This is a genomic window from Photorhabdus noenieputensis (genome assembly GCF_018448935.1).
Lineage (GTDB): Bacteria > Pseudomonadota > Gammaproteobacteria > Enterobacterales > Enterobacteriaceae > Photorhabdus > Photorhabdus noenieputensis.
This window is the reverse complement of record NZ_RCWC01000003.1, coordinates 50,267-71,653: the sequence shown is the minus strand read 5'-3', so window position 1 is coordinate 71,653 and position 21,387 is coordinate 50,267. Positions and strand designations below refer to the sequence as shown.

15 protein-coding genes and 3 pseudogenes are annotated in these 21,387 nt (G+C 42.4%); 11 read left to right on the top strand and 7 right to left on the bottom strand.

Translation table 11 applies throughout. The features are described 5' to 3' along the window. Positions 1 to 49: 49 nt before the first annotated feature. Positions 50 to 127: pseudogene (locus EAE91_RS03810) on the top strand (transposase); the annotation flags it as partial. Between the two features lie 179 nt (positions 128 to 306). Here the strand turns inward: EAE91_RS03810 and EAE91_RS03805 are convergent. Further along, the gene (locus EAE91_RS03805; protein WP_214087325.1) at positions 307 to 1,713 is read right to left on the bottom strand and encodes a carbohydrate porin; all 1,407 of its coding nucleotides are present in this window, start codon (positions 1,711 to 1,713) and stop codon (positions 307 to 309) included. A 198-nt stretch (positions 1,714 to 1,911) separates the two neighbouring features. Next, positions 1,912 to 2,013: pseudogene (locus tag EAE91_RS03800) on the bottom strand (aminoimidazole riboside kinase); the annotation flags it as partial. A 1,440-nt stretch (positions 2,014 to 3,453) separates the two neighbouring features. On the opposite strand from EAE91_RS03800, the gene EAE91_RS03795 reads away from it, so the two are divergent. The 4 genes from EAE91_RS03795 to EAE91_RS03780 all read left to right on the top strand — a co-directional run bounded on the left by EAE91_RS03795 (position 3,454) and on the right by EAE91_RS03780 (position 9,922). Next, entirely contained in the window at positions 3,454 to 5,451 is a 1,998-nt protein-coding gene (locus tag EAE91_RS03795) for a dehydrogenase E1 component subunit alpha/beta (protein ID WP_247983070.1), read from the top strand. A gap of 9 nt (positions 5,452 to 5,460) precedes the next feature. Further along, positions 5,461 to 7,038, top strand: coding sequence for a biotin/lipoyl-containing protein (locus EAE91_RS03790; protein WP_214087323.1), 1,578 nt, complete (start codon positions 5,461 to 5,463; stop codon positions 7,036 to 7,038). Beyond that, positions 7,031 to 8,881: a type I polyketide synthase gene (locus EAE91_RS03785; RefSeq protein ID WP_214087322.1), complete on the top strand. Its 1,851-nt coding sequence runs from the start codon at positions 7,031 to 7,033 to the stop codon at positions 8,879 to 8,881. Before EAE91_RS03790 ends, EAE91_RS03785 begins: the two co-directional genes overlap by 8 nt. Positions 8,882 to 9,499: 618 nt before the next feature. Beyond that, entirely contained in the window at positions 9,500 to 9,922 is a 423-nt protein-coding gene (locus EAE91_RS03780) for a cupin domain-containing protein (RefSeq protein WP_214053130.1), read from the top strand. 373 nt (positions 9,923 to 10,295) lie between these two features. On the opposite strand, the pseudogene EAE91_RS24025 reads toward EAE91_RS03780, so the two are convergent. The 5 genes and pseudogenes from EAE91_RS24025 to EAE91_RS03760 form a co-directional block, all read right to left on the bottom strand. Next, positions 10,296 to 10,467 (bottom strand): annotated as a pseudogene (locus tag EAE91_RS24025) (IS982 family transposase); the annotation flags it as partial. A gap of 186 nt (positions 10,468 to 10,653) precedes the next feature. Beyond that, on the bottom strand, positions 10,654 to 10,911 hold the full coding sequence (locus EAE91_RS03775; protein WP_040152392.1) for a colicin E3-like toxin immunity protein: 258 nt from the start codon (positions 10,909 to 10,911) through the stop codon (positions 10,654 to 10,656). Between the two features lie 359 nt (positions 10,912 to 11,270). Then, positions 11,271 to 11,480 carry a hypothetical protein gene (locus EAE91_RS03770; RefSeq protein ID WP_214087321.1) on the bottom strand — a complete coding sequence of 70 codons (210 nt, stop codon included), beginning with the start codon at positions 11,478 to 11,480 and terminating at the stop codon, positions 11,271 to 11,273. A 279-nt stretch (positions 11,481 to 11,759) separates the two neighbouring features. Next, positions 11,760 to 11,948: a CPCC family cysteine-rich protein gene (locus EAE91_RS03765; RefSeq protein ID WP_040152395.1), complete on the bottom strand. Its 189-nt coding sequence runs from the start codon at positions 11,946 to 11,948 to the stop codon at positions 11,760 to 11,762. Next, positions 11,945 to 13,522, bottom strand: a complete 1,578-nt coding sequence (locus EAE91_RS03760; RefSeq protein WP_214087320.1) for an S-type pyocin domain-containing protein — start codon at positions 13,520 to 13,522, stop codon at positions 11,945 to 11,947. Before EAE91_RS03760 ends, EAE91_RS03765 begins: the two co-directional genes overlap by 4 nt. Positions 13,523 to 13,827: 305 nt before the next feature. On the opposite strand from EAE91_RS03760, the gene flhB reads away from it, so the two are divergent. The 6 genes from flhB to EAE91_RS03730 all read left to right on the top strand — a co-directional run bounded on the left by flhB (position 13,828) and on the right by EAE91_RS03730 (position 21,371). After that, a complete protein-coding gene (gene flhB, locus EAE91_RS03755) occupies positions 13,828 to 14,979 on the top strand; it encodes a flagellar biosynthesis protein FlhB (protein WP_214087319.1) in 1,152 nt (383 codons plus the stop codon). Continuing rightward, on the top strand, positions 14,972 to 17,050 hold the full coding sequence (gene flhA / locus EAE91_RS03750) for a flagellar biosynthesis protein FlhA (RefSeq protein ID WP_214087318.1): 2,079 nt from the start codon (positions 14,972 to 14,974) through the stop codon (positions 17,048 to 17,050). The genes flhB and flhA overlap by 8 nt, the downstream gene beginning before the upstream one ends. 567 nt (positions 17,051 to 17,617) lie before the next feature. After that, entirely contained in the window at positions 17,618 to 18,037 is a 420-nt protein-coding gene (locus tag EAE91_RS03745; RefSeq protein WP_011146161.1) for a hypothetical protein, read from the top strand. Positions 18,038 to 18,737: 700 nt separating this feature from the next. After that, positions 18,738 to 19,244 (top strand): hypothetical protein, encoded by a 507-nt coding sequence (locus EAE91_RS03740; protein WP_214087317.1) that lies wholly within the window; start codon positions 18,738 to 18,740, stop codon positions 19,242 to 19,244. Between the two features lie 117 nt (positions 19,245 to 19,361). Next, positions 19,362 to 20,930, top strand: a complete 1,569-nt coding sequence (locus tag EAE91_RS03735; protein ID WP_214087316.1) for a WD40 repeat domain-containing protein — start codon at positions 19,362 to 19,364, stop codon at positions 20,928 to 20,930. An 18-nt stretch (positions 20,931 to 20,948) separates the two neighbouring features. Further along, positions 20,949 to 21,371 (top strand): hypothetical protein, encoded by a 423-nt coding sequence (locus tag EAE91_RS03730; protein ID WP_036775748.1) that lies wholly within the window; start codon positions 20,949 to 20,951, stop codon positions 21,369 to 21,371. Positions 21,372 to 21,387 lie beyond the last annotated feature (16 nt).

The window sequence follows — 21,387 nt, the reverse complement described above, 5'->3', positions numbered from 1 at the left end:
CATTAGAATATTAAATTTAATTGATTTTAAATCTAGTATATTATCAACTGCTTTTATTGATTCGACCAAAATTACCGTTTGTCACAACCTCCATATTCCCCATCATCAAGTATTTGAGAGAGTCGCGTAGCGAGGAAAAACGAGTACGGGCTGGTTCTTATGACTTTTTAAACGAAACCGAGGTTAATTAAGACAAAGTGCCGGAAAAAAAACAGCACTTTGTCAATGAGTTGAAGAAAGTCCGTAGAGCGGGTTTTCTTCCTTAAAGAAGTTTACAGATCTGTGGGTTCTCCCACAGGACCCGAATTAGAATAAATATTTAAATCTGGCGCGTGCGCCGTAGCGTCGGTCATTATTGCTGTTGGCAATTTTGTTGTTATTATTTGCTTCCAGCATAGAGACGTAGGCACCAAGATAGAGATTAAAGTTCTTCATATTCATGATACTAGGAATCTGATATGACATATGGATGGTATTTATATCGTATTTACCCGGTTCATTGAATGGGTGATTAATATGTGCTGTCATATCGTCAGTATTGAACGCTTTGATATTGTTGTGGGCATAGATATAACCCAGTTCGAAGCGATGCCACATCACATTAATTCCGGTAGTGAAATTGTGTTCATCCGAGGCATCCAGATAGGCGGTATTCAGGTTAGCGACAATGCCATCATCAGGATCGGCCTCCAGACCGTTCCAGCTTAATGTCATACCGTAACCATTGCGTCTGGATTGATCGATCCATTGCCCTTGATTATTCTGGTAGCCATAAGCGTTATTGACGACATTACTCTCCATCGCTACGGCTGCACTAAACTGATCTTTTTTCCAGGCTGCTACCGGGCGCAAATAGGCGACATTTTTTTTATTTTCCAGTGTATTGCCGTGGTAGATGTTATCTCGGAATAGCGAAGTGCCATCTTCAAGTAGAGTATTGAGTTCGAAATACCAGTTGCCCGCGTATTTACTCAACATCAAGTTGCCACCGCTGTTACTGCGGCCACGTCCTTCTTTCATCATGTAGATATAGCCAAAACCATCGGCATATAAATCGTTGGCGGTATTACCAGAATACTGAATAAAAGTATCTTGGTTGAGTGGGAACATATCGTAAGCTTCAAAACGCCCGATCTTTACCTGCCAGTTTTTCTCATTGCCGAAGAAGAAAGCGGCGTCGTCGAGATTCATTTTGCCGGTCATGTCTGCTAACGGTTGCACTCTAAAGCCGGCAAAGTTGTTGTTTTGATCACGGCGATAACCGTCTAGCCCGATCAAAATGCGACCGTTAACATTCCAGCGTTCTTTATCGCCAGGTTTCCAGTCTTTATTATCGCTAGTTTTAAGTGAAGTAAGCTGACCGGTTCGGCTGGCGCTATCAAGATTGAATTCGACATCACCGTACAATTTTAGATCGCCAAAATCATTCAGTTTCAAATTGCTGGTTGATGAAGCACTATTTTCCTGCGAAGTAGGGTGTTGCGCTACTTGTGTGGCCTGTTGTTTGGTTTCGATAGCGTGCTGTTCCAGTCGCTGTGCGCGTTGCTCTGCGGCTGTGGCTCGTGCTTCCGCTTGGGTGGCTCGTTGTTCTGCTTGTTGTAGTCGCTGCTCCAGTGCATCGAGGCGTGCTTCGATGCTATTAGCAGGTGAAGCAAGAACAGAGGCTGAAAGCATTAATCCTGGTGCGGCAATCAGATAGTGAAGATTTCTCATGATACTCTACCCTTTTGGGATATTAGTTATTATATCGTAGTTAAATTATCAAGCTGGTTTTTTGGATTAGAAGATAATTGAGTTGATTGGCAGATCGCAATCAAGTCTACTAACTAGATGAAACTATTGTGATCGGATACGCAAATTTGACATGAACGATAAGTAACAGTGGAATGGATGACCACCTGGTATTCAGGTTTACATTTGCAAGAAAACGGTTAATTCGTCGGCGTTGGGTAGTGTAGTCATTGCGCCTTTGGCAGTAGTTGCTAATGCGTCACAGGTTTGAGTCTGAGTGATTACCATGTTTGATCCTTGCTTTTCATCAAGACCAAATAGCGAAATCAAATAGTGAAATAAAGTAGAAGAACCGATTTGGTGATGCAATTAAATAATGTTGAACAGTGTCAATAGGGTGAGGCGGATCAAAAAACAGTGGAGAATCAACAGTGCAGAGAGCTGTAGGTTCAATAATATCCTTGGCTTTTTCTCATATTGAATATCGCCAGATGTATTCAATTATCATTGATTATGTATTGGGTGGTATATCACTGAAAACCACGGCTGAACAAAGGGAGCTGTCGGTTATAGCCTTTTTTGTTTAAAATAAGAAAGAGTATCTAAAGTAGAAATAATTGCATGAATTAATCATTTTACGAAGTGTGAAAATGATATTTCTTTTTATCATTTTTTTAATTTACTATTTGAATGATTGATAATATATTCAAAGAGTTATGAAATATATTTTTATATGTTGATATCCTATTAATTGCATTATAATATCAGTGCTGTTTGGGATGATAAATTCATAATAATCATATAGTTAAAATTTTTGGTGCCCTTTTTGTGATCATTCCCGCATTACTACAGTTTTTTTTATGATAAAACATAGGAGATAATAAGCTAAATTTTAATAAAATATCAGGATTGATGCTGGATGATTTCGTCAATTCAGCTTTATCTATTGTTTGATATGAGGAGGTCGTTATTGACATTCATCACAAAACATAATGAATTCTAATGTGAGCATAAAGTCTCAAGTCCGATTGATATAATACGTGTTATTATTGAGGCTATGTCTTGGTTAAACATAAAAATACCTAATGAAGAGCTTGTCGAAAAAATCTGATCATTAAAATAATTTAGCAAAGTAATGAATTATTCCTATGTCTCATCATTGCAGGATTTAAAGACATAGGTAAGAGCCTGTTTTTTAATTGTATTGTAATTATATTGTAATCATGGAAATGCCGATGCTTGTTGGTCCTACTCTTAACGAATGGCTGTTGTTCATCGGTTGGAGTTTTTTAAATGGTGTCACATTATGTTCAGGACAATGCTAAAAATTTAGGGAATACCATGACAGCCGAAACCATTTATGGTTATGGAGATAATTTTTCCCCCCATGTTAGGTGTATATACCCTATGGATTTCAAGATGCATCGCGACGGCAAGGGAGCGAATCCCGGGGAACATAGCAAACTATGTGACCGGGGTGAGTGAGTGCAGCCAACAAAGAGGCAACTTGAAAGATGACGGGTATAAACGTAATTAAAAATTGTGACCGTATACCTCTATCTTTTGTAATTCGTGTAGGCAATAACCCTACGTTCACTTCTTTATCGGGATCTATAGTCTCTCAAGTAATCATGAACGGGACTACCCCGTGTTCGCTTTTTTATCAAGCATTAAGCGCAATGACGACAACTACCACGTTAACTATTTGTGAGGAAAAAGAGAGTGATAGACGTACAGATCAATGAAGTACCTCTTAAGGAACACAGCCCTTCAATTAATGATTGTTTGGATGAGCAAAAGTTACTTTATGACATGCTGCTGTCACGGGAATTTGATAATCGTAGTGCAATAGTCACACGACAAGGCCGAGCTTGGTTCCATGTGTCGGCTGCTGGACATGAAGGGTTGGCTGTGCTACCTCAGCTTATGGAAAAAAATGATGTGCTGGTTCCTTACTATCGTGATCGGGCATTAGTGTTAGCGCGTGGTATGTCTATTGCTGAAATGACAAGGGAACTTATGGGTAAGGCCACTTCTCATTCAGCCGGCCGAACCATGTCGAATCATTTTTGCTCCAAAGAGCATAATATCTTCTCGGTAGTCAGCCTGACGGGGACCCAATGTATTCCCGCGGCTGGCGCTGCTTGGGCAAGCGTGTTGGATAATAAAAATGGGCTTGTCGTGTGTGGTGTCGGCGATGCGGCAACCCGGCAGGGAGAATTTTATGAAGCGGTCAGCTTTGCGGTTGAAAGGCGTTTGCCGGTAGTCTTTGTGGTTTCCGATAATAAATTGGGTATTAGTACCTCAACGGAGAAGATGGCTCCGTATCGATTGGGAATATTTAACGAGTGTTTGATCCGCCGTGTTGATGCCCGCAAGCCGGAAACTTTGTTTCCTGTTGCACAGGAGGTATTCAATAAGGCACGATTTGAGCGGACTCCCTGCATATTAGTTTGTCGTATGGATCGGTTAGATTCTCATTCCAATTCAGACTCTCACAAACTGTACCGTACTCCGGATGAGCTGGAGACACTACAGGACCCGATTGAAAATTATGTCGCTTATTTGAAGGAAAAGGGGGCGATAACTGAACAGGCTCTGGCTGAACAAAAAGAGCGTATTAAAGCTGATGTCGCGGAAATATTCGAGCGTGTTTATCACGAAGAAGAGCCTGATCCTGCAAGCGTCAGTACCTATTTATGCAATCGTGAAGAAAAGCCTACCGTACATGTTGAGATAGAAGCCGAAGAGACACAGTTTAAAGCGGTGAATCAGGTTTTGGACGAGGCGTTGAGCCAGAATCCGAAAGTGCTGATATTTGGTGAGGATATTGAAGACCCTAAAGGGGGGGTTTTTGGTTTCACCCGTGGCTTATCCACTCGCTATCCTGATCGCGTTATGAATGCTCCCCTTTCAGAAGCCACGATTATTGGCTCATCTGTTGGGTTATCCGCCTGTGGTTGGCGTCCGATTGTTGAACTGCAATTTATTGACTTTGTGGGGTTAGGTCTCAATCAGTTACAGTCGCAACTTGGCACGTTAAGTTGGAGAACGGTAGGTAAATGGCGCTGTCCGGTGGTGATATATGCGCCTTATGGCGCTTATCTCCCAGGAGGCGGTATATGGCACAGCCAAAGCTCGGACGGTATCCTGGCGCATATTCCCGGTATTAATGTTATGGTTCCAACGACACCGGCTGATACCGTCGCATTGTTCCGTACCGCGTTAAGTCTGGACATGCCGAGTCTAATCCTGATCCCTAAACACCTTATGAGAGAGCGCCATGAACGTCGGCTGGTGAGTCCAGTATCGCTTGGGCAGGCAAATATCGTCAGGGGAGGAAAGGATATTACGCTGGTTGCGTGGGGAAATACGATTCAGCTTGCGACGATGGCGGCTCTTCAAGCGGAAAAGGACAATATTGACATTGAAGTGATTGAATTACGTAGTCTGGTACCTTGGGATAAACAACGGATTGCGGAATCTTTACGCAAAACCGGGCGGCTTATCGTTGTGCAAGAGGATACCCGGACGGCCAGTGTGGGTGCATCCATTATTGCTGATATTTTGGATGAGAATGACAATTTCTTCTCTCTACTGGCACCGCCTCGTCTGGTGACGCGTGAAGATATTCATATTCCTTTTAATCCTTGTTTAGAGAAAGCTGTTTTACCCGGCACGGATGACATTTTAGCTTCCGTCTATGCGGTAATGAGCTAAGGAGAACTTATGGCACAGTTGTTTATTCCCCCGATGGGAGAAGGAACCACGGAAGTCGTCATCATCCAGTTACTTAAGCAGGTGGGAGATCATGTCAAGCGTGATGAACCTGTTTATGAAATGGAGACGGATAAGGCCGCCTTTACCATTGAATCCGATGTTGAGGGGATCTTGGAAAAATGGTTGGCTGCGGAAAATGATATTATCCCTGTTGGAGCGCCTATTGCAGTCATCAGAGCCGTTGGCGAGATGGCCGAGACTTCCCCTGTTAGTGAAGAGTTAATTAATGAAGCGTTAACGCCTCCGCCGGAGAAAATGGAGAGCGTGGAGGAAGTCGAAAAAATAGAACCAGTGGAGGCGGCTCCTAAAGTATCTGCTCCTCCTGCGCGTATTCCGCCAAAAACCCGTCAATACGCACAAGAACACCAAATTGAGCCGCACATTCTTAATCAATTGGCGGAAAAATATGGCACATTATTGCCTGGTCATATAGATGATTACCTTCGACAACACCGCGAAGCTAAGATATCAGAAGAAATCAGGCCATCAGAAAAGAGCAATGCAGAAGATGGCAATGTCGGCTTTCTGTCACGAGATCAACAGCGTCTTAATCGTGCAATACGGTTAAATAGTGCGGCGGTACAGCCTTGTTGGGCAGCTAAACCACTCCCGATTGAGCTTGTTGATAACGCCATTCATCATTTAACGGAAACCTCCGGGCAACAGGAGTGGATAACGCCATTTCAGGTCATCACTTATGCAATTTCTCAGGCATTGAAAAAATTCCCGATGTTGCGTTCGAGGCCGCTTGATCAAGAACGCTATCACACTTATACCGATATCAACCTGGGGATTGCTTTTCTGGATGAAAAAGGCGATTTGAGCTCATTAAAGGTACCGAAAACACAGACAATGGACTTTTTTGAGTTCAGACAGCATTTAAATAGCGTACTTGATCCAGATGCAGAAAAATTGCCTGTCGATGTTGATGTTCCTATGATGGTCTCATATACCGGTAACGATGGTGCCACCTTTGCCGTACCGGTTATTGTGCCGCCGTCCCAGTCAACATTGTTCATTGGTGCTCCTCACAACAAAGAGATGAACCTCGTTCTGGCATTTAACCACTATTTGCTCAATGGGGTAGAGGCGTCTGAATTTATTTCCGAGATTATTGCTCAGGTTCGTACTCTGTCTGGATCACGATCAGTTGCACATCAGATAGAAGCTAAACCGGTTAAATCGGTTACTGGGCAGTTACGTACGCTGCTGGCGGATTTCCTGAATTGGGATGAAGATTTTACTGAATCAATGATGCAGCGCACTTGGGCTGATTTGGGTATTGATTCGCTCAAGGCAGTCAAACTAGCAGAGCGGATGTCAGGGCATTTTCGTCGAAAATTATCACCAACGCTGTTCTGGCGTTATAGCTCACCGCATCGATTGATTGAATATCTTGACACTGCCAAAACTGAACTGACCGAGAACAAACATTCCTTAGATGACTTTATTAATGCGATGCGTAGTCTTGATGGCGAAGCCGCATTAAGGTTACAGCGCCTCATAGAAGGAGGAAAGCGTGGATAATCTGCATCACATATATCATTCGCTTAGTCCGGATGAACAACGGATAGCTAAATCTGCCTTGTTGGAACATTTAAGTTCCATTACTCCCTCAGTAAGTAGCTCGGGTGATACGAAACAGATGCCTATTGCTATTGTGGGAATGGCTTTCCGACTTCCTGGGGCGGAAGATTCCCCAGAGCAAATGTGGGAGATCTTAAGAGCTGGACACAGCGTAATAAAAGAGATTCCCGAACAGCGGTTTGCATCCGGGAAGCCTTACGTCATTCCGTTGCCTAAAAAAGCCTTAAAAGCTGGGTTGCTTGATAGTATTGATGGTTTTGATGCGCCATTCTTTGGCATTTCTCCACGAGTTGCGGCCATGATGGACCCGCAACAGAGAATGTTGCTGGAACTGACTTGGCAAGCGATCGAAGATAGTGGTGCTAATCCGCTGGGTTATTCAGGATCAAAGACCGGTGTTTTTATTGGCTCGTGCAGTAATGATTATCGTGAACTGGTTGCGGCCGATATGGCGATGGCAAATGCTTATGCAACGCCAGGGACACTGAATTGCCTGCTGGCTAACAGATTGTCATTTTATTACAACTTTATTGGCCCGAGTCTACAAATTGATACTGCGTGTTCAAGTGGATTGACAGCACTGACACTTGCGGTGAACTCATTGCGTTCTGGGGAGTGCCAACAGGCGGTAGTTGGCAGTGTTAATTTATTGAGCAACACATTCAACATGGCTGCTTATTACCGGGCGGGAATGTTATCTAAAGATGGCTGTTGTCGAGTTTTTGACGCAGATGCTAATGGTTTTGTCCGTGGTGAAGGGGCCGTGTGTCTGTTCTTGAAAACGCAAAAACAGGCATTAGAGGATCGAGATCCTATTTATGGATACGTTCGGGCATCGGCGGTCAATCATGGTGGGCGTGCTAATTCACTGACTTCACCTAACCCGGAACAGCAAATTGCGTTAGTCAATGATTGCTTGCAACAGGCTGGCGTCTCTGCGGAGCAAATCAGTTACCTTGAAGCGCATGGAACGGGAACCTCATTGGGCGATCCCATCGAGTTCAATGCGCTTAATGAAATCTTTAATCGCCATGAATCAAGAGAAACGCTACAACCTTGCTATATTGGCTCAGTAAAAGCCAACATTGGGCATTTAGAAGGCGCTGCGGGGCTAGCTGGCATAGTTAAAGTTTTATTAATGTTGCAGCATAAATCCATTGTGCCTTGCGCCGCGTTTCAGCGTTTGAATCCTGAAATTGATAGTGTGGATTCGCGCTTACAACTGGCTACAGAGGAAAACCCTTGGCGGGTGGGGGCAGGACAAAAGCGTTTCGCTGGGCTGAGCTCTTTTGGATTGGGGGGCAGCAATTCCCATGTCATTCTGGAGGAGGCACCAACTCAAGTGCAGCAACAGATTAAAGCCAATTTGGAGGGATATTATTATCCCATCTCGGCTAATAGCCAGGCATCGCTACAAAGAATGGTGGCTATGCTAGGGGATTTTATTGAGAACGATGAAAACATTGAGCTGCCAGCGGTTAGCTGGACATTGCAGTTTGGCAGGGCAGCATTGTCTTATCGGGCACTGTTTGTTGCAACATCACGACAGGATCTACTCAGACAGCTACGAGATTTTGCGTCGTCTGCTTCAACCAAAGAAGATCAATGGCTTCATATGGCAGAGGATGACTCTCGATTCTTATGGTTACAAGGTCAGGATATAGATTGGCGTACCTGCTGGCCTTCCGGGCAGAAACCGTTGCGTATTCGATTGCCTAAATATGCTTTTGAACATCGGCATTACTGGTTGCCTCACAATGAATCGGTGGTTGCAAAACAGTAGGCAGTGAAGCGGAACAGGAAAACCGGAGAGCATGGTAAAAACCCCACAATCTCGGCAGAGGTCGTGGGGTTTCTTTGAGGCACAACTTATGCTGTTCACCTTCTGTAATAAGAGGTGAGCAGTGAATAAAGGAATATTTTGCGTGAGATGTTAGAGAGTTTGATGTTTGGGTGATTAATGTGGAACGTGATTTGTTTAATAAACTAAAATAAAAAATCGCATCTTCATATCTCTGGAATAGTTATTTTTAGTGAGAGTTAATATCAAATTAATTAACTCCATTATTGTCCTGATTTAATAATATAATTAATCTGACTTTTGTCTGATGTTATTTTTAATCGGGGTTATCTTCTACAAAGAAATTTAAAATAAGAATTTTACAGTGATTGTTGTCACAGAGTGAGCTTTTATAAAATACTACTATGGAATTACATATTTCTATTTGATATATTGTTAATAACCAGTTAATTTCTTCGTCGATATTATTTTGTGATGATTGAAATTTTACTGTGAAATATTTTTTTATTTGCTGGAGAGATAATGTTATTTCAATTAACAAAGAGAGATGATAGTTACTTTAAAATAAAATTTTATTTGTAGAGATAAAAGGAAGGTAATATGGAACTTATTAAAAATAGATTCTGTCACTGGAACGGTGAACATCTCGTTGTAGATACAATGGCGAAAAGTCATAAAATGGTTAACAGTATGGGAACGGGCGAGGGATTAGTTTCGTTTGATGGTTTTGGTGCTGATCTAATTCGTTTCAGCAAAGATGAAGGGATGCAGAATCATACTCACTTAGGGCATCACATCTTATTTGTACTCGCAGGAACGGGTTATGTTATTTATGCGGGTAAAAAGCATGAAATAGAGCCTGGAGTTTGTTATTTTGTGAATGGGGAAATAGATCACGCGATTAAAGCAACCAGTGATTTGGTTATGCTGGTTGTCGGTAATAATCATTGTGCGGTTGATTCGCAAGATAGGACGACGCTGGTGCCATATAGAGAGGGAACGCCAGAGGAATTAAAGGTTTAACTTGGGATAAATTAAATATGTGCTAGTGCTTGATGGATTGCGAGAATGCCATGATATTCTGCCAGATATTATATTCATAAAGATAATTACAAATCAGGATAAGTCATTGGAGTGATAAAAGGATGATATAAGATTTTTTCAATTAATATAATATGGGCATCTCATGAAGGGGATCAGGTACTAGCCTATGAAACATTAGATTTACTGGAAATAAAATGGAGAAATATATTAGAGATAATGTTTTATTGTAATAATAAAGGTTGGAATGACTATTGAAATTATTTTAATATGACATTTAGATTGGTAAATAATTTCAATGAGTGGTGGTAATGAGTTTTCGAATTGAAATTAATTTAAATAACTTGAGTTCTGGTTAAGCTGTTACTAACATATCCATTTTTAAGCAGGAAATATTCAGTGATTTTGTTCTCTTTGTGACAATAAGTTATCTGTCGCCCTAACACATTTAACATTAATCCTTGCACACTACAGTGTCGTGAATGTTCTATCTGAGAAATATTGGGTATCCGTATTTGGGGATTGATGAACCAACTAAAGGATTCCCTTTCTCAATATTTATATCCCGTATTTAATAGTTGAGTAGTGTCAATCTTAGTGCTACGGTGAATATGAGGCTATTATCTCAATTAAAACTTTGGAGGTCATGGAAGGCTCATTGCCCAAACGAGCAAAGGTATTGATAGCTATCATACTATCCGCTGAATCTCTGTTTACCACAAATCGCGATAATCAAAAGAGATTTGATAGTCATAAGCTGATAAATCAATTTGATGCCTGAAATAGGTCTGTAGAATACTCACCCATTTAGATTCCACATCAAAGCCGCCGTTATTGATATTACTTTCTGTTGATATGCCTAATCCACTAACCATAATATCAGCATCATCTTCAAAATCTTTGGAATATTCACATCCTTCCCCTAATTCTGTTTGTTTATCAAACCACTCCAATCTTAATTTTAATCCCATTATATATGCCTCACAAATAGTGTCTAATATTTCCCCTTTTGATAGCAGGGTTTAACTCTTCCCAGTCTTATAATCTATGAACTTTTCAATCTGTTAACTAATGAATTGGCTCTTCAAGAAAAACCATCTCTTTTATTGACTACCAACGTACTTCTGAGGTGAGTAAAAAAGTCAAAGATTCAACCTGTTCAGTGGAATCATTAAGAAAAAGGACGTCAAGGTTGTCATAATATCAATCACCATTCATCAACGGTTCAAATAAGATTGCATGTAAATAAGATTCCAAAATAGCGCTACATATTATACTACTCATAATTCTATGTATAACAATGGGTTGAAGAAGGTCATGTGTAGCAGAATTATGAAACGTTATTTACACGGAGGTCAGGCCGATAAAGAAAGCGAATTTCTGCCTTTGGATATTGATCATTCAGCTTACGAATATAGGCATCAAAGCCACCTATTAGGCCAATTACCGGAATTCGTTTCGGACCACTGCTAGAATCCGGTTTTCCCATCAATTCTCTAACAGTAATTTTATCCATTTGATGAAAAAGTGGAGTTGGCATCTCACCACAAGATATTATTCTTGAAATCAGCTTTATATACTTATTTCCGGTATATTATTCTAGTTCGTTTTTTTAATTCCATCTTACATACTCTCTCATTCTTACAGAGTTTATTATAGTTATAACTGAGCTCTGCTGGTCGCAGAACTCAGTCCTTATAAGTCACTATTTTTTATTGATAATGTTATGCGAATAATTCATTTGATAGTAATTTCATATAAATATTAATCACTTACAAGAAAAGCAATGAAATACTACAAAGAATATTTGACTCCAAAATCAATCTTTCTTTGAGAGATAGAGTTTTTTCGCATCTTCTAAACTCATAGAATTAGCGCCTCCTGAAAAATGTGGGTCTGCTGATTGAACAGGATCATCCTCCCAATTACATATCGGACATATTTCATATTCGCCTAAACGCTCGATTGTCCGTTTACCACAACATGGACAAGTGTTATATCCCATCATTGTCTGTTCCAATATTCTATTCCTCTTTCCGGTTTAAACATTGTCCTGGGAATACCATCTTTGCTCTTTGACGCAAATGTGTTCGAAAGTGGATGATAAAAAATTTCATCACCATTTGCTCTCTTTTTCCTCAAGGTTCCATTAGGAGGATTATTAACAAAGTCATGAGTAGCATCAACATATTCTTTGGAGTTTTTGAGTTCAGGAAATTCATGCTTATGTTTTTCCCAATGATTATATGCATTTGATACAGGTAGTAATTTCTTTGTTTTAGTCCAAATCTGAGTGTCCTTATTTTTACTCAAATACACATACACCGGTGGCATATTCGGGATGGGGAGTATCAGAATATAATCCCGAAAATCCTTCTCTTCCGGTATTGGCAACGATTCAATATCGCTGCCGACTTTATCCGGGATCGGCAATACGGTTATCTGTGACGGAATAAACGGCTGTTCCTCATTTCCGGTATGGGGTGGAACTTTGAATTCCTGTTCGTTTGGTGTCCATAAAATCGTTGGCCGGTATTCTCCTGGTTCCCAGAACTCGTAATTACCGGTGACTGGATTCAGTTTCATCATATGAACCGGCACTTTATCCAGACCACTTTCTGGGCTGACGTGATACCCCTGAACCGTCATCCTGCCGATTTTTTCATCTCTGATCCAGCGAAAACGGACACGGGTCGGTGCTTTACCATACTGACTGGCAATTTCACTAAGATGATATTGGTTTAAATAATCTTCTTCGCCTTCATTTAACCCCGATGAATAAAACAAGCCCATTAACCCGACTGTCAACGGATTCGGTGCCGCCAGCCAACGTCCGGCACTGGTAACGCCACCGCCAATGAAACGCATAACCAGCGCTTCGCCATCCGCTATCGCACTGCGAGTCGTTGCAGCTACAGCAGTCGCAGCGGCTTCGGCCTTACCTTTGCTGTCGCTAAACCACCGTTTATACCACGGTAATTTTTTATCCTGTGGCTTATCCGGTTCTGGCGGGTGTTTCTTGCCTTGCGGAGGCTGTTCAGGCTTTGATTCCGTGACAGGAGCGGGCGATGATAGAACCTGATATATCCCCATTCTACCGAAATTATCTGCCGGTTCAGTCTCCGTACCGGCGTCGGTACAGCCTTTGCCTCGTTGACGAGATTTAGCAAATACCGGGATCGGTGGAGGCGGCGCTTGTGTCACCGGTGGAGGATTGGGCTGAACTATTGTTGCTTCCTTCATTGGTGATGAGAAGTTTTGCGTCGCCATATAAGCAGGCGTTACCGCTTGTTGACGAGGCTGTTCCTGCTTCTCGTAGCTGTCCATAACTGAGTTAATAAACCGGGCCCGGCAAGGGCAGGTGCTGACACTATCCAATGTGCCAGCTAATCGTTGCCCCATATCAAACATGTCGGATATGCCGCCGACAATCGTGTAAGTACCGGGATGTTTACCACAGGTAACTTTATCCCCTTCACGCGCAGTTGCTCGCCCGTTAAATGTCATGGTGTGATCACCAGTAATAATCTGTCCGCCACAGGTGGTTTTGTCACCAACGAGCAGGTAATACCCTATTGCCATCTGCTTCACTTCCCCTTTGATTAACCACATTAATCTTTTGTTTAACTAAAATAATTACCGTATCGTTACAACTTAAAAGGTAATAATTGATCGGTAATGCAATATATTTGAGTTAAAGAGATATAGAAAAGTTCAGAAATTAATGAAAATAAAATCGAATTTTTTGCGGCTAGCTCTATCCCGCAAATACCCGGTCAAATTTCTCATTGTTCCAGCCATCGGATTTTTTCTCTTTTGTCATGCTAACCGCCATTTGATTCCATATTTTCTGATCGATAGCGTTTGAAAATCTGACAAGGAAAGCCGTGGCTGAAGATAGCGATCTTGAGAAAACAGAAGAACCCACGCCTCATAAGCGGGAAAAAGCCCGAAAAGAGGGGCAGATAGTCCGCTCCAGAGAGCTGAGTTCTATCTTGATGTTGACCAGTGGTTTAAGTTTGCTCTGGATGAGTGGTCAGTCAATGACGCATGAATTGTCGTTGATGGTATTTGAAGGGTTTAGCTTTGATCACAGTATGGTCAGCAATGATAAGCAGATGGTGCAACAGATTGGCAGGTTGCTACAACAGGCTGTTTTGGCCCTGTTGCCGGTTTTCGCTGGATTAGTGTTAGTTGCGTTAAGCGCCCCAGCGCTATTGGGTGGATTAGTATTCAGTACCAAATCCATCAAATTTGATCCAAAAAAATTGAATCCCATTTCTGGCCTGAAACGTATTTTTTCAATGAATGCGTTGGCGGAATTATTCAAAGCACTACTTAAAGCGGGATTTGTCGGTATTGGTGCTGCTTTATTCCTTTGGATGAACTGGCCTGCCATGTTACGGCTTATAGCTCAACCGCCATTGTTGGCGCTGGATGATGCTATGCAAATGCTGATATTCGCCGGTTATGTGGTGGTTTTCATGTTGATACCGATGGTGGCTTTCGATGTTGTTTATCAGATATACAGCCACTTGAAAAAACTGAGAATGACCCGGCAGGAAATAAAGGATGAATTTAAAGAACAAGAGGGGGACCCACATGTTAAAGCGCGTATCCGTCAGCAACAGCGGGCGGCTGCCCGTCAGCGTATGATGGCGGATGTACCGAAAGCGGATGTGATTGTCACCAACCCAACTCACTATGCTGTTGCGTTGAAATATGACGAAAAAGCGATGAGTGCGCCAAAAGTATTGGCGAAAGGGGCGGGGCTAATTGCTTTACGTATTAAGGAAATAGGTACAGAAAACCGCATTCCATTACTTGAGGCACCGCCACTTGCCAGAGCGCTTTATCGCCATAGTGAAGTCGGCGGGCATATTCCCGCGACACTTTATGCAGCCGTCGCGGAAGTCATTGCCTGGGTTTATCAATTGAAACGTTGGAAACGGGAAGGCGGCTTGAAGCCGAAGAAACCTGAAAATCTGCCAGTGCCGCCAGCACTGGATTTTGCTGGAGAAAATAATCGTCATGGCTAATCTGGCCTCTATACTTCGTTTACCGGGCAATATGAAAGGCTCGCAATGGCAAATGCTTGCCGGGCCGGTATTGATCCTCTTGATTTTGTCGATGATGGTATTGCCATTGCCGCCATTCATGCTGGATTTGCTGTTTACGTTTAACATAGCGTTATCAATCATGGTGTTGCTGGTGGCGATGTTTACCCGGCGTACGCTAGATTTTGCCGCGTTTCCGACCATTTTGCTGTTCTCCACGTTATTGCGCTTATCTCTTAACGTAGCTTCAACCCGTATCATTTTATTGGAAGGGCATACGGGTTCTGCGGCAGCCGGGCACGTTGTGGAGGCATTTGGCCATTTTCTGGTTGGTGGCAACTTCGCTATCGGTATTGTGGTATTTATCATCTTGGTATTGATTAACTTTATGGTCATTACTAAAGGTGCAGGGCGGATTGCCGAAGTGGGTGCCCGTTTTGTGTTGGATGGCATGCCAGGTAAACAGATGGCAATTGATGCCGATTTAAATGCCGGATTAATTGGTGAAGAAGAAGCGAAGAAACGCCGTGCTGAGGTGACACAGGAATCGGATTTTTATGGTTCGATGGATGGTGCCAGTAAGTTTGTGCGCGGCGACGCGATTGCGGGATTGATGATCTTAGTTATCAACGTCGTTGGTGGCTTAATTGTTGGTGTGGCCCAACATGGTATGAGTCTGGGGGATGCGGGAGAAGCGTATACCTTGTTAACCATTGGTGATGGTTTGGTTGCACAGTTACCTGCTCTCATTATTTCTACTGCGGCTGGTGTTATTGTTACCCGTGTAGCAACGGATCAGGACGTTGGTCAGCAGATGGTGACTCAACTGTTCAACAATCCCAGAGTGATGATGTTGAGTGCGGGTGTTCTTGGATTGTTGGGCATGGTACCGGGAATGCCCAATTTTGTTTTCCTGTTATTTACCGCGGCATTAGCTGGTCTTGGCTGGTATTTATATCGCCGCACTGATGCGCCGGCAATAAACACAGAAAAACCAAAAATAGAAGAGCAGCAACAGGCATCAGAGGCTTCATGGTCTGACGTTCAGCTTGAAGATCCTTTGGGGATGGAAGTGGGATATCGCCTGATCCCGATGGTTGATTTTCGGCAAAATGGTGAATTACTGGGGCGAATCAGCGGCATTCGTAAAAAATTTGCTCAGGAGATGGGATATTTACCGCCGGTTGTTCATATCCGGGACAACCTTGAACTCGCTCCGGCGGGCTACCGTATTCTGATGAAAGGGGTAGAAATTGGTCGTGGTGAAGCGCATCCGGGGCGCTGGCTAGCGATTAATCCCGGTGGAGCTGTAGGGGAATTGCAAGGTGATATTACCAAAGATCCCGCTTTTGGTCTGTCTGCGGTTTGGATTGATGATAGCCTCAGAGAACAAGCTCAGGTTCAAGGATACACTGTGGTTGCCGCCAGTACGGTGGTTGCGACCCATATGAATCACCTGTTGACGCAATATGCGAATGAGTTATTTGGTCGTCAGGAAGCTCAGCAACTGTTTGAGCGGGTCAGCCAGGAGATGCCTAAACTGACGGAAGACTTTATTCCTGATGTTGTTAATCTGACGACCTTGCATAAAGTGCTGCAAAATCTATTGTCTGAACAAGTGCCGATTCGAGACATGCGGACAATTATTGAAACCTTGGCTGAACATGCACCTGGACAAACTGATCCTTATGAATTGACATCTTTGGTTAGAATCGCGCTTGGCCGGGCAATTGCTCAACAGTGGTTCCCCGGCGCACAGGAAATTCAGGTCATCGGATTGGATGCGGGCCTTGAGCGCTTGTTAATTCAGGCGTTACAAAATGGCGGTGGTCTGGAACCCGGATTGGCGGATAACTTACAACGGCAGGCGACGGAAGCACTGCAACGCCAAGAAATGCTGGGCGCGCCTCCGGTACTGTTGGTCAATCATGCATTACGCCCGCTGTTATCGCGTTTCTTGCGTAGAACTTTGCCTCAATTAGTGGTTTTATCTAATCTTGAAATCAGCGATAACCGTCAAATTCGTATGACCGCGACCATTGGTGGTAACTGATAGCGGTATCAATAGAATAGTGGGCCATTTCTTCCAAAATGGCCTGCTATAATCATCTTGAAATCCATAGGGTATACATAAAACTATTAATTGAGGTCTGGAAAGTCACAAATTATACCAAAACAGTTAATTTTATAACTAATAAGAATACCCCATTGTTATTTTTCTGAACTAAACTGTTATTTATGAGAAAACAGCATATTTATATCAATTAATTCCTTTGTATAATAACATTTCTTTAAATGTATTTATTTTAACTTTTCCATCTTGGATGAATATAAATAATGGACATAATCTATATGTTATTTATTTCCAATATACTTTTTATTTGAAATTCATAAATGATGATATTATGTCCGTAGCTGATGTTAAAAAAGTTTTTTAAATAGCTAAAAAACAGATCAAATTATACTGAGTGAGAATAATAAATAACGGACTAAATAGTCGAGTGCTGAATAAAATAATGATAAAGGAAAGATAAAAAATAATACACAGAATTGGGTGACGAAAAAAGAAAATTCAGTAATATCGGATGCCCTAAACAATTCAAAAGGATGAGAGTTAAATATGTATAAAAATATGTTAAATCCCGTAACATTAAGAAAAACAGCAAACGGACCTCAACTAAAAGGAAATGAGGGTACATATGACACGTCAATATTAAAAGGCAGCCCTGTAGGACGAAGAGATATTGGGAATTCCGCACCACTACCCGCTCAGGCAGAAGTTTTTCAAAAAGTTGTTGACGAAAAAATAGCAAACTTCAAAACAAAGGGAAATCCAATATCAATCGTTGTCTGGCACAATAGCCGGACAGGACTTACCCATATCATGGATGGCCAACATCGATTTATTGCTGCATGCATACTTGGAGTACCGGTTAATTTGACATGGAAAAAGTTCGGCATACCGCCTAATCAGATAGACTGGAGTGGTACAAAATTTTCAGATGGAATACCAGCTAAAACCAAGATATTTGGAAAATGATCGATTAAATTAATTTAATGTGTATTAAGCGCAACTTGAGCTGATACAGCACCTTGAAAAATTGAGAGTTACCGGTTTTAGTATAGATTTGAAATCTTAAATAAAACGCCAGGTAACTCTCATGCTCCATATTACTAACCCTATTATCAAATATATAAATCTGGAGAATGATGTCTATTTTTATATTTTGTTAATTTTAAATCTCTATATTTTTAATTCCTTACAATTAACTAATAAACTTCTTCATTTAAATGGATTGTTAGTTATATTGGAAAAGTTATTTTTAATTGTTGTATTTAGTCTGATTTGCCAAATGTTTTTATTATGTGGCAGTGAGATGTCTTGGTATAAATACGTAACATTTATAAACATCATTGATTATTATGTTTTCTCTAATAAAGTCTTTGGTTGATTAGTTTAAATATAATTAAATTAATGGTTATTGCGATACCAGTGGAATATTGTTTAAACGATACTTTTTTATGTGAGATTTTTAAAAAAAAGTAATTAAAATTTTATTAAATGGCTGGCAAAAACTCACTTTTCTATAATGCTTAAATATAGCTGATTGTTTCATACGAAAAACGAATAACGTAGTCAAGTTAAATATTAAATAAGTGTTATCGGAAGCGAGTCTGCCGAGGATAGTTTCAGCTATAACACATAACCAAGGTCTGACTTTATTAATAGGGGGAACATTATGTCCACCGAACCGCCGCTATATCAAGAAGATATTGTCGTGATACATGTTGCCACACCCGACGATTTGGCGAAGTTTGCCGATCAATCGCTCTTCTGGAATGAAGAAACCTATGAACAGATGAAAACTGCCGAAGTGTTGTTTACACCAGCGGGAGAGATTTCACTTGGCCTGGGAATTAAATATGTCGCCACGCCCGGTGATTTGGTGAGGTTTGTCGATGAAGAGGGTTACTGGAGTGAGGAAACCTACGAACAGATAGAAGTTGTAAGGGTGTTGTTTATACCGGCAGAAAAAATACGCGGTGTGGGGATTAAACATGTTGCCACGCCAGACGATTTGGCGAAGTTTGCCGATAAAGAGCTTTTCTGGAGTAAGAAAGACTACGAACAGCTAAAAGCCGCAGAAGTACTGTTTGTACCAAGAGAAGGAATGCCCGGTTCGGGGGGTAAATATATCGCCATGCCAGACGATTCGGCAAAGTTTATCGGTAAAGCGGCCAGTTAGAATGAAGAGAAACGTCAAGCGGGGGATAAAGGCAGGATATTGTTTATCTCGAAAGTAAAAGAATAGAACGAGGTGTGGCAACGTTAATTTATCTGTCATTCTGCATTGGAGGTATCAATGGCTCACAATAAGATATCTACATCCAGCGAAAATAATTTGTTGGATAAAGAAGAAGTTAAGTCTTGGTTTAAATTATATTCTTTGCCGAAAAGTGAAAATTATACTCAATTGGTGCAAATAGCGGCGGAAGGCCGGCGTTTGGCCGGGCTGGACCCTAGTCAGGTCGATAATAATCCAGGGGCAGGATTAAACCGAGATCTGGATGAGGTGAATTTACTCTTAGTGAATCCCGGAGAAGGGATGCATATCGGGGAAGACCGTGAAATTGCGGTCAATATTGATAAGGACAGCGGCTTACAGTTTATTAATGGCGAATTGGGGTTACGCCCTGACTTTAAATTGTCGCTGGAATTGTTTGAGAGTTTTACAGAGGAACAACAACGAGAACTTTACCGTTGGCTGATTCATGCTGAGGAGATGGCAGCCAGTAAGGTGCAATTGCCCGCGTTTGATTTGCCGACTAATGGTAACAATAAAAACCTTGGCGCTGTTGTCAGTGTCAGCGGCGATGGGAAAACTATCGCGCTTAGTGGGGCAGAGGCTAAGGAACCTGTATATCTATTTTCTTATACCGATAACGGTTGGCGGCAGCAATTCGCTGATTACGTCAGTGGTTATGGCGGCAGAGCGCTAAGTCTGAATCGAAATGGTAATGTTCTTGCGGTGGGTATTGATAACCGAAACAGTGATGGCGGGCATGGCTCAGTGTTCGTTTATCACAGATTGGCAAATGGCGCGTGGGAAAAATCGGCCAAACTTTGGCTTAGTGAGGCGAACGTTCAGCAGCATTTCGGTTGCGCTGTGAGCTTGAGCGCGGATGGCACACTATTAGCGGTAGGCTCTTATGGCTGGAGATCGGGTTTATTGGCTAACTGCGGCGCAGTGTATCTTTATCAGTATGACGGGAAGAAATGGTCACAGCTTGGTGAGCGTCTGACCTTAGCTTCTCCGGCACAGGGCGATATGTTTGGCGGCAAACTAAGCTTGAGTGCGGATGGTTCAACCTTGGCAGTGGCGGCAACGGGGCGTAATGGTAATGGTGAAGTGACGATATTTCATCGTCATGGGGAATACTGGCAGCCGCAACTGCCACTCAATTCGCTGACTTCGCCTTTAACCATCAGCAATGACGATTTTGGCGCCAGTCTCAGCCTGAGCGATAGCGGCGATATTTTGGCGGTGGGGTGTCCGGGAGAGAAGGGCAATATTGGTGCGGTTTATTTGTACCAGCGTCATCGTAATGGATGGCAAGTTATAGGGATACTGAGAGAAGCGGTGACAGCCGGAGAAAGGTTTGGCAGCGAGTTGTCTTTGAGTAGTGACGGCCAGATACTGGTGGTGTCAACACCTGTTGGTAAAAATGACACAGGTGTGCAAACCGGTGCGGTATGGTGGTTTAGCTATCAGGATGAACAATGGATTATGCAGGGCAGGTTACTGGAGCTGGATGGGGAATCAAACCATAAATTTGGTGCCGGTGTTTGTCTTAGCGGTGACGGCAATACGTTGGCGATTGGTGCCAGTGGCTGGAAAAGTGGAGAAGGGAAAGTTTACCTTTACGACTAGCTAAATGAGGAAAAGACGATGGCGAAAGAGATAACAGATGAAACGGTCAGCCAGCTTAGTACCCACTTCGCCCCTGGCAAGATCCCGACTGAGGCGGCATTTTATTCACTGATTGATTGGGCCACATTGTGGCGACAGCTTTTTGGTTGGCAGGATGGTGATCAAGCTTATCATCCGGGGGTCGGATTGCAGATTATCGATAACCGTTTGGCGGTTAAGACTGGCGATGGCATCGCGGTGGAACCGGGAGGGCTTGCGTTAAGGCTACAGCCCAATGGGGGATTGATGTTGGATAAATCTGGGGCGTTGTCGGTGGATGGTACTGTAGCGGTTTCAGCACAAGCTTTTAAATTGCTTCCTGAGGAGACACGGAAACAAATTGCCGGGTTGTTATTGAATGCTGAGACAAAAGGCAGAAAACAGGGAACAGAAAACAGATGACGGTGACTGTCTAATA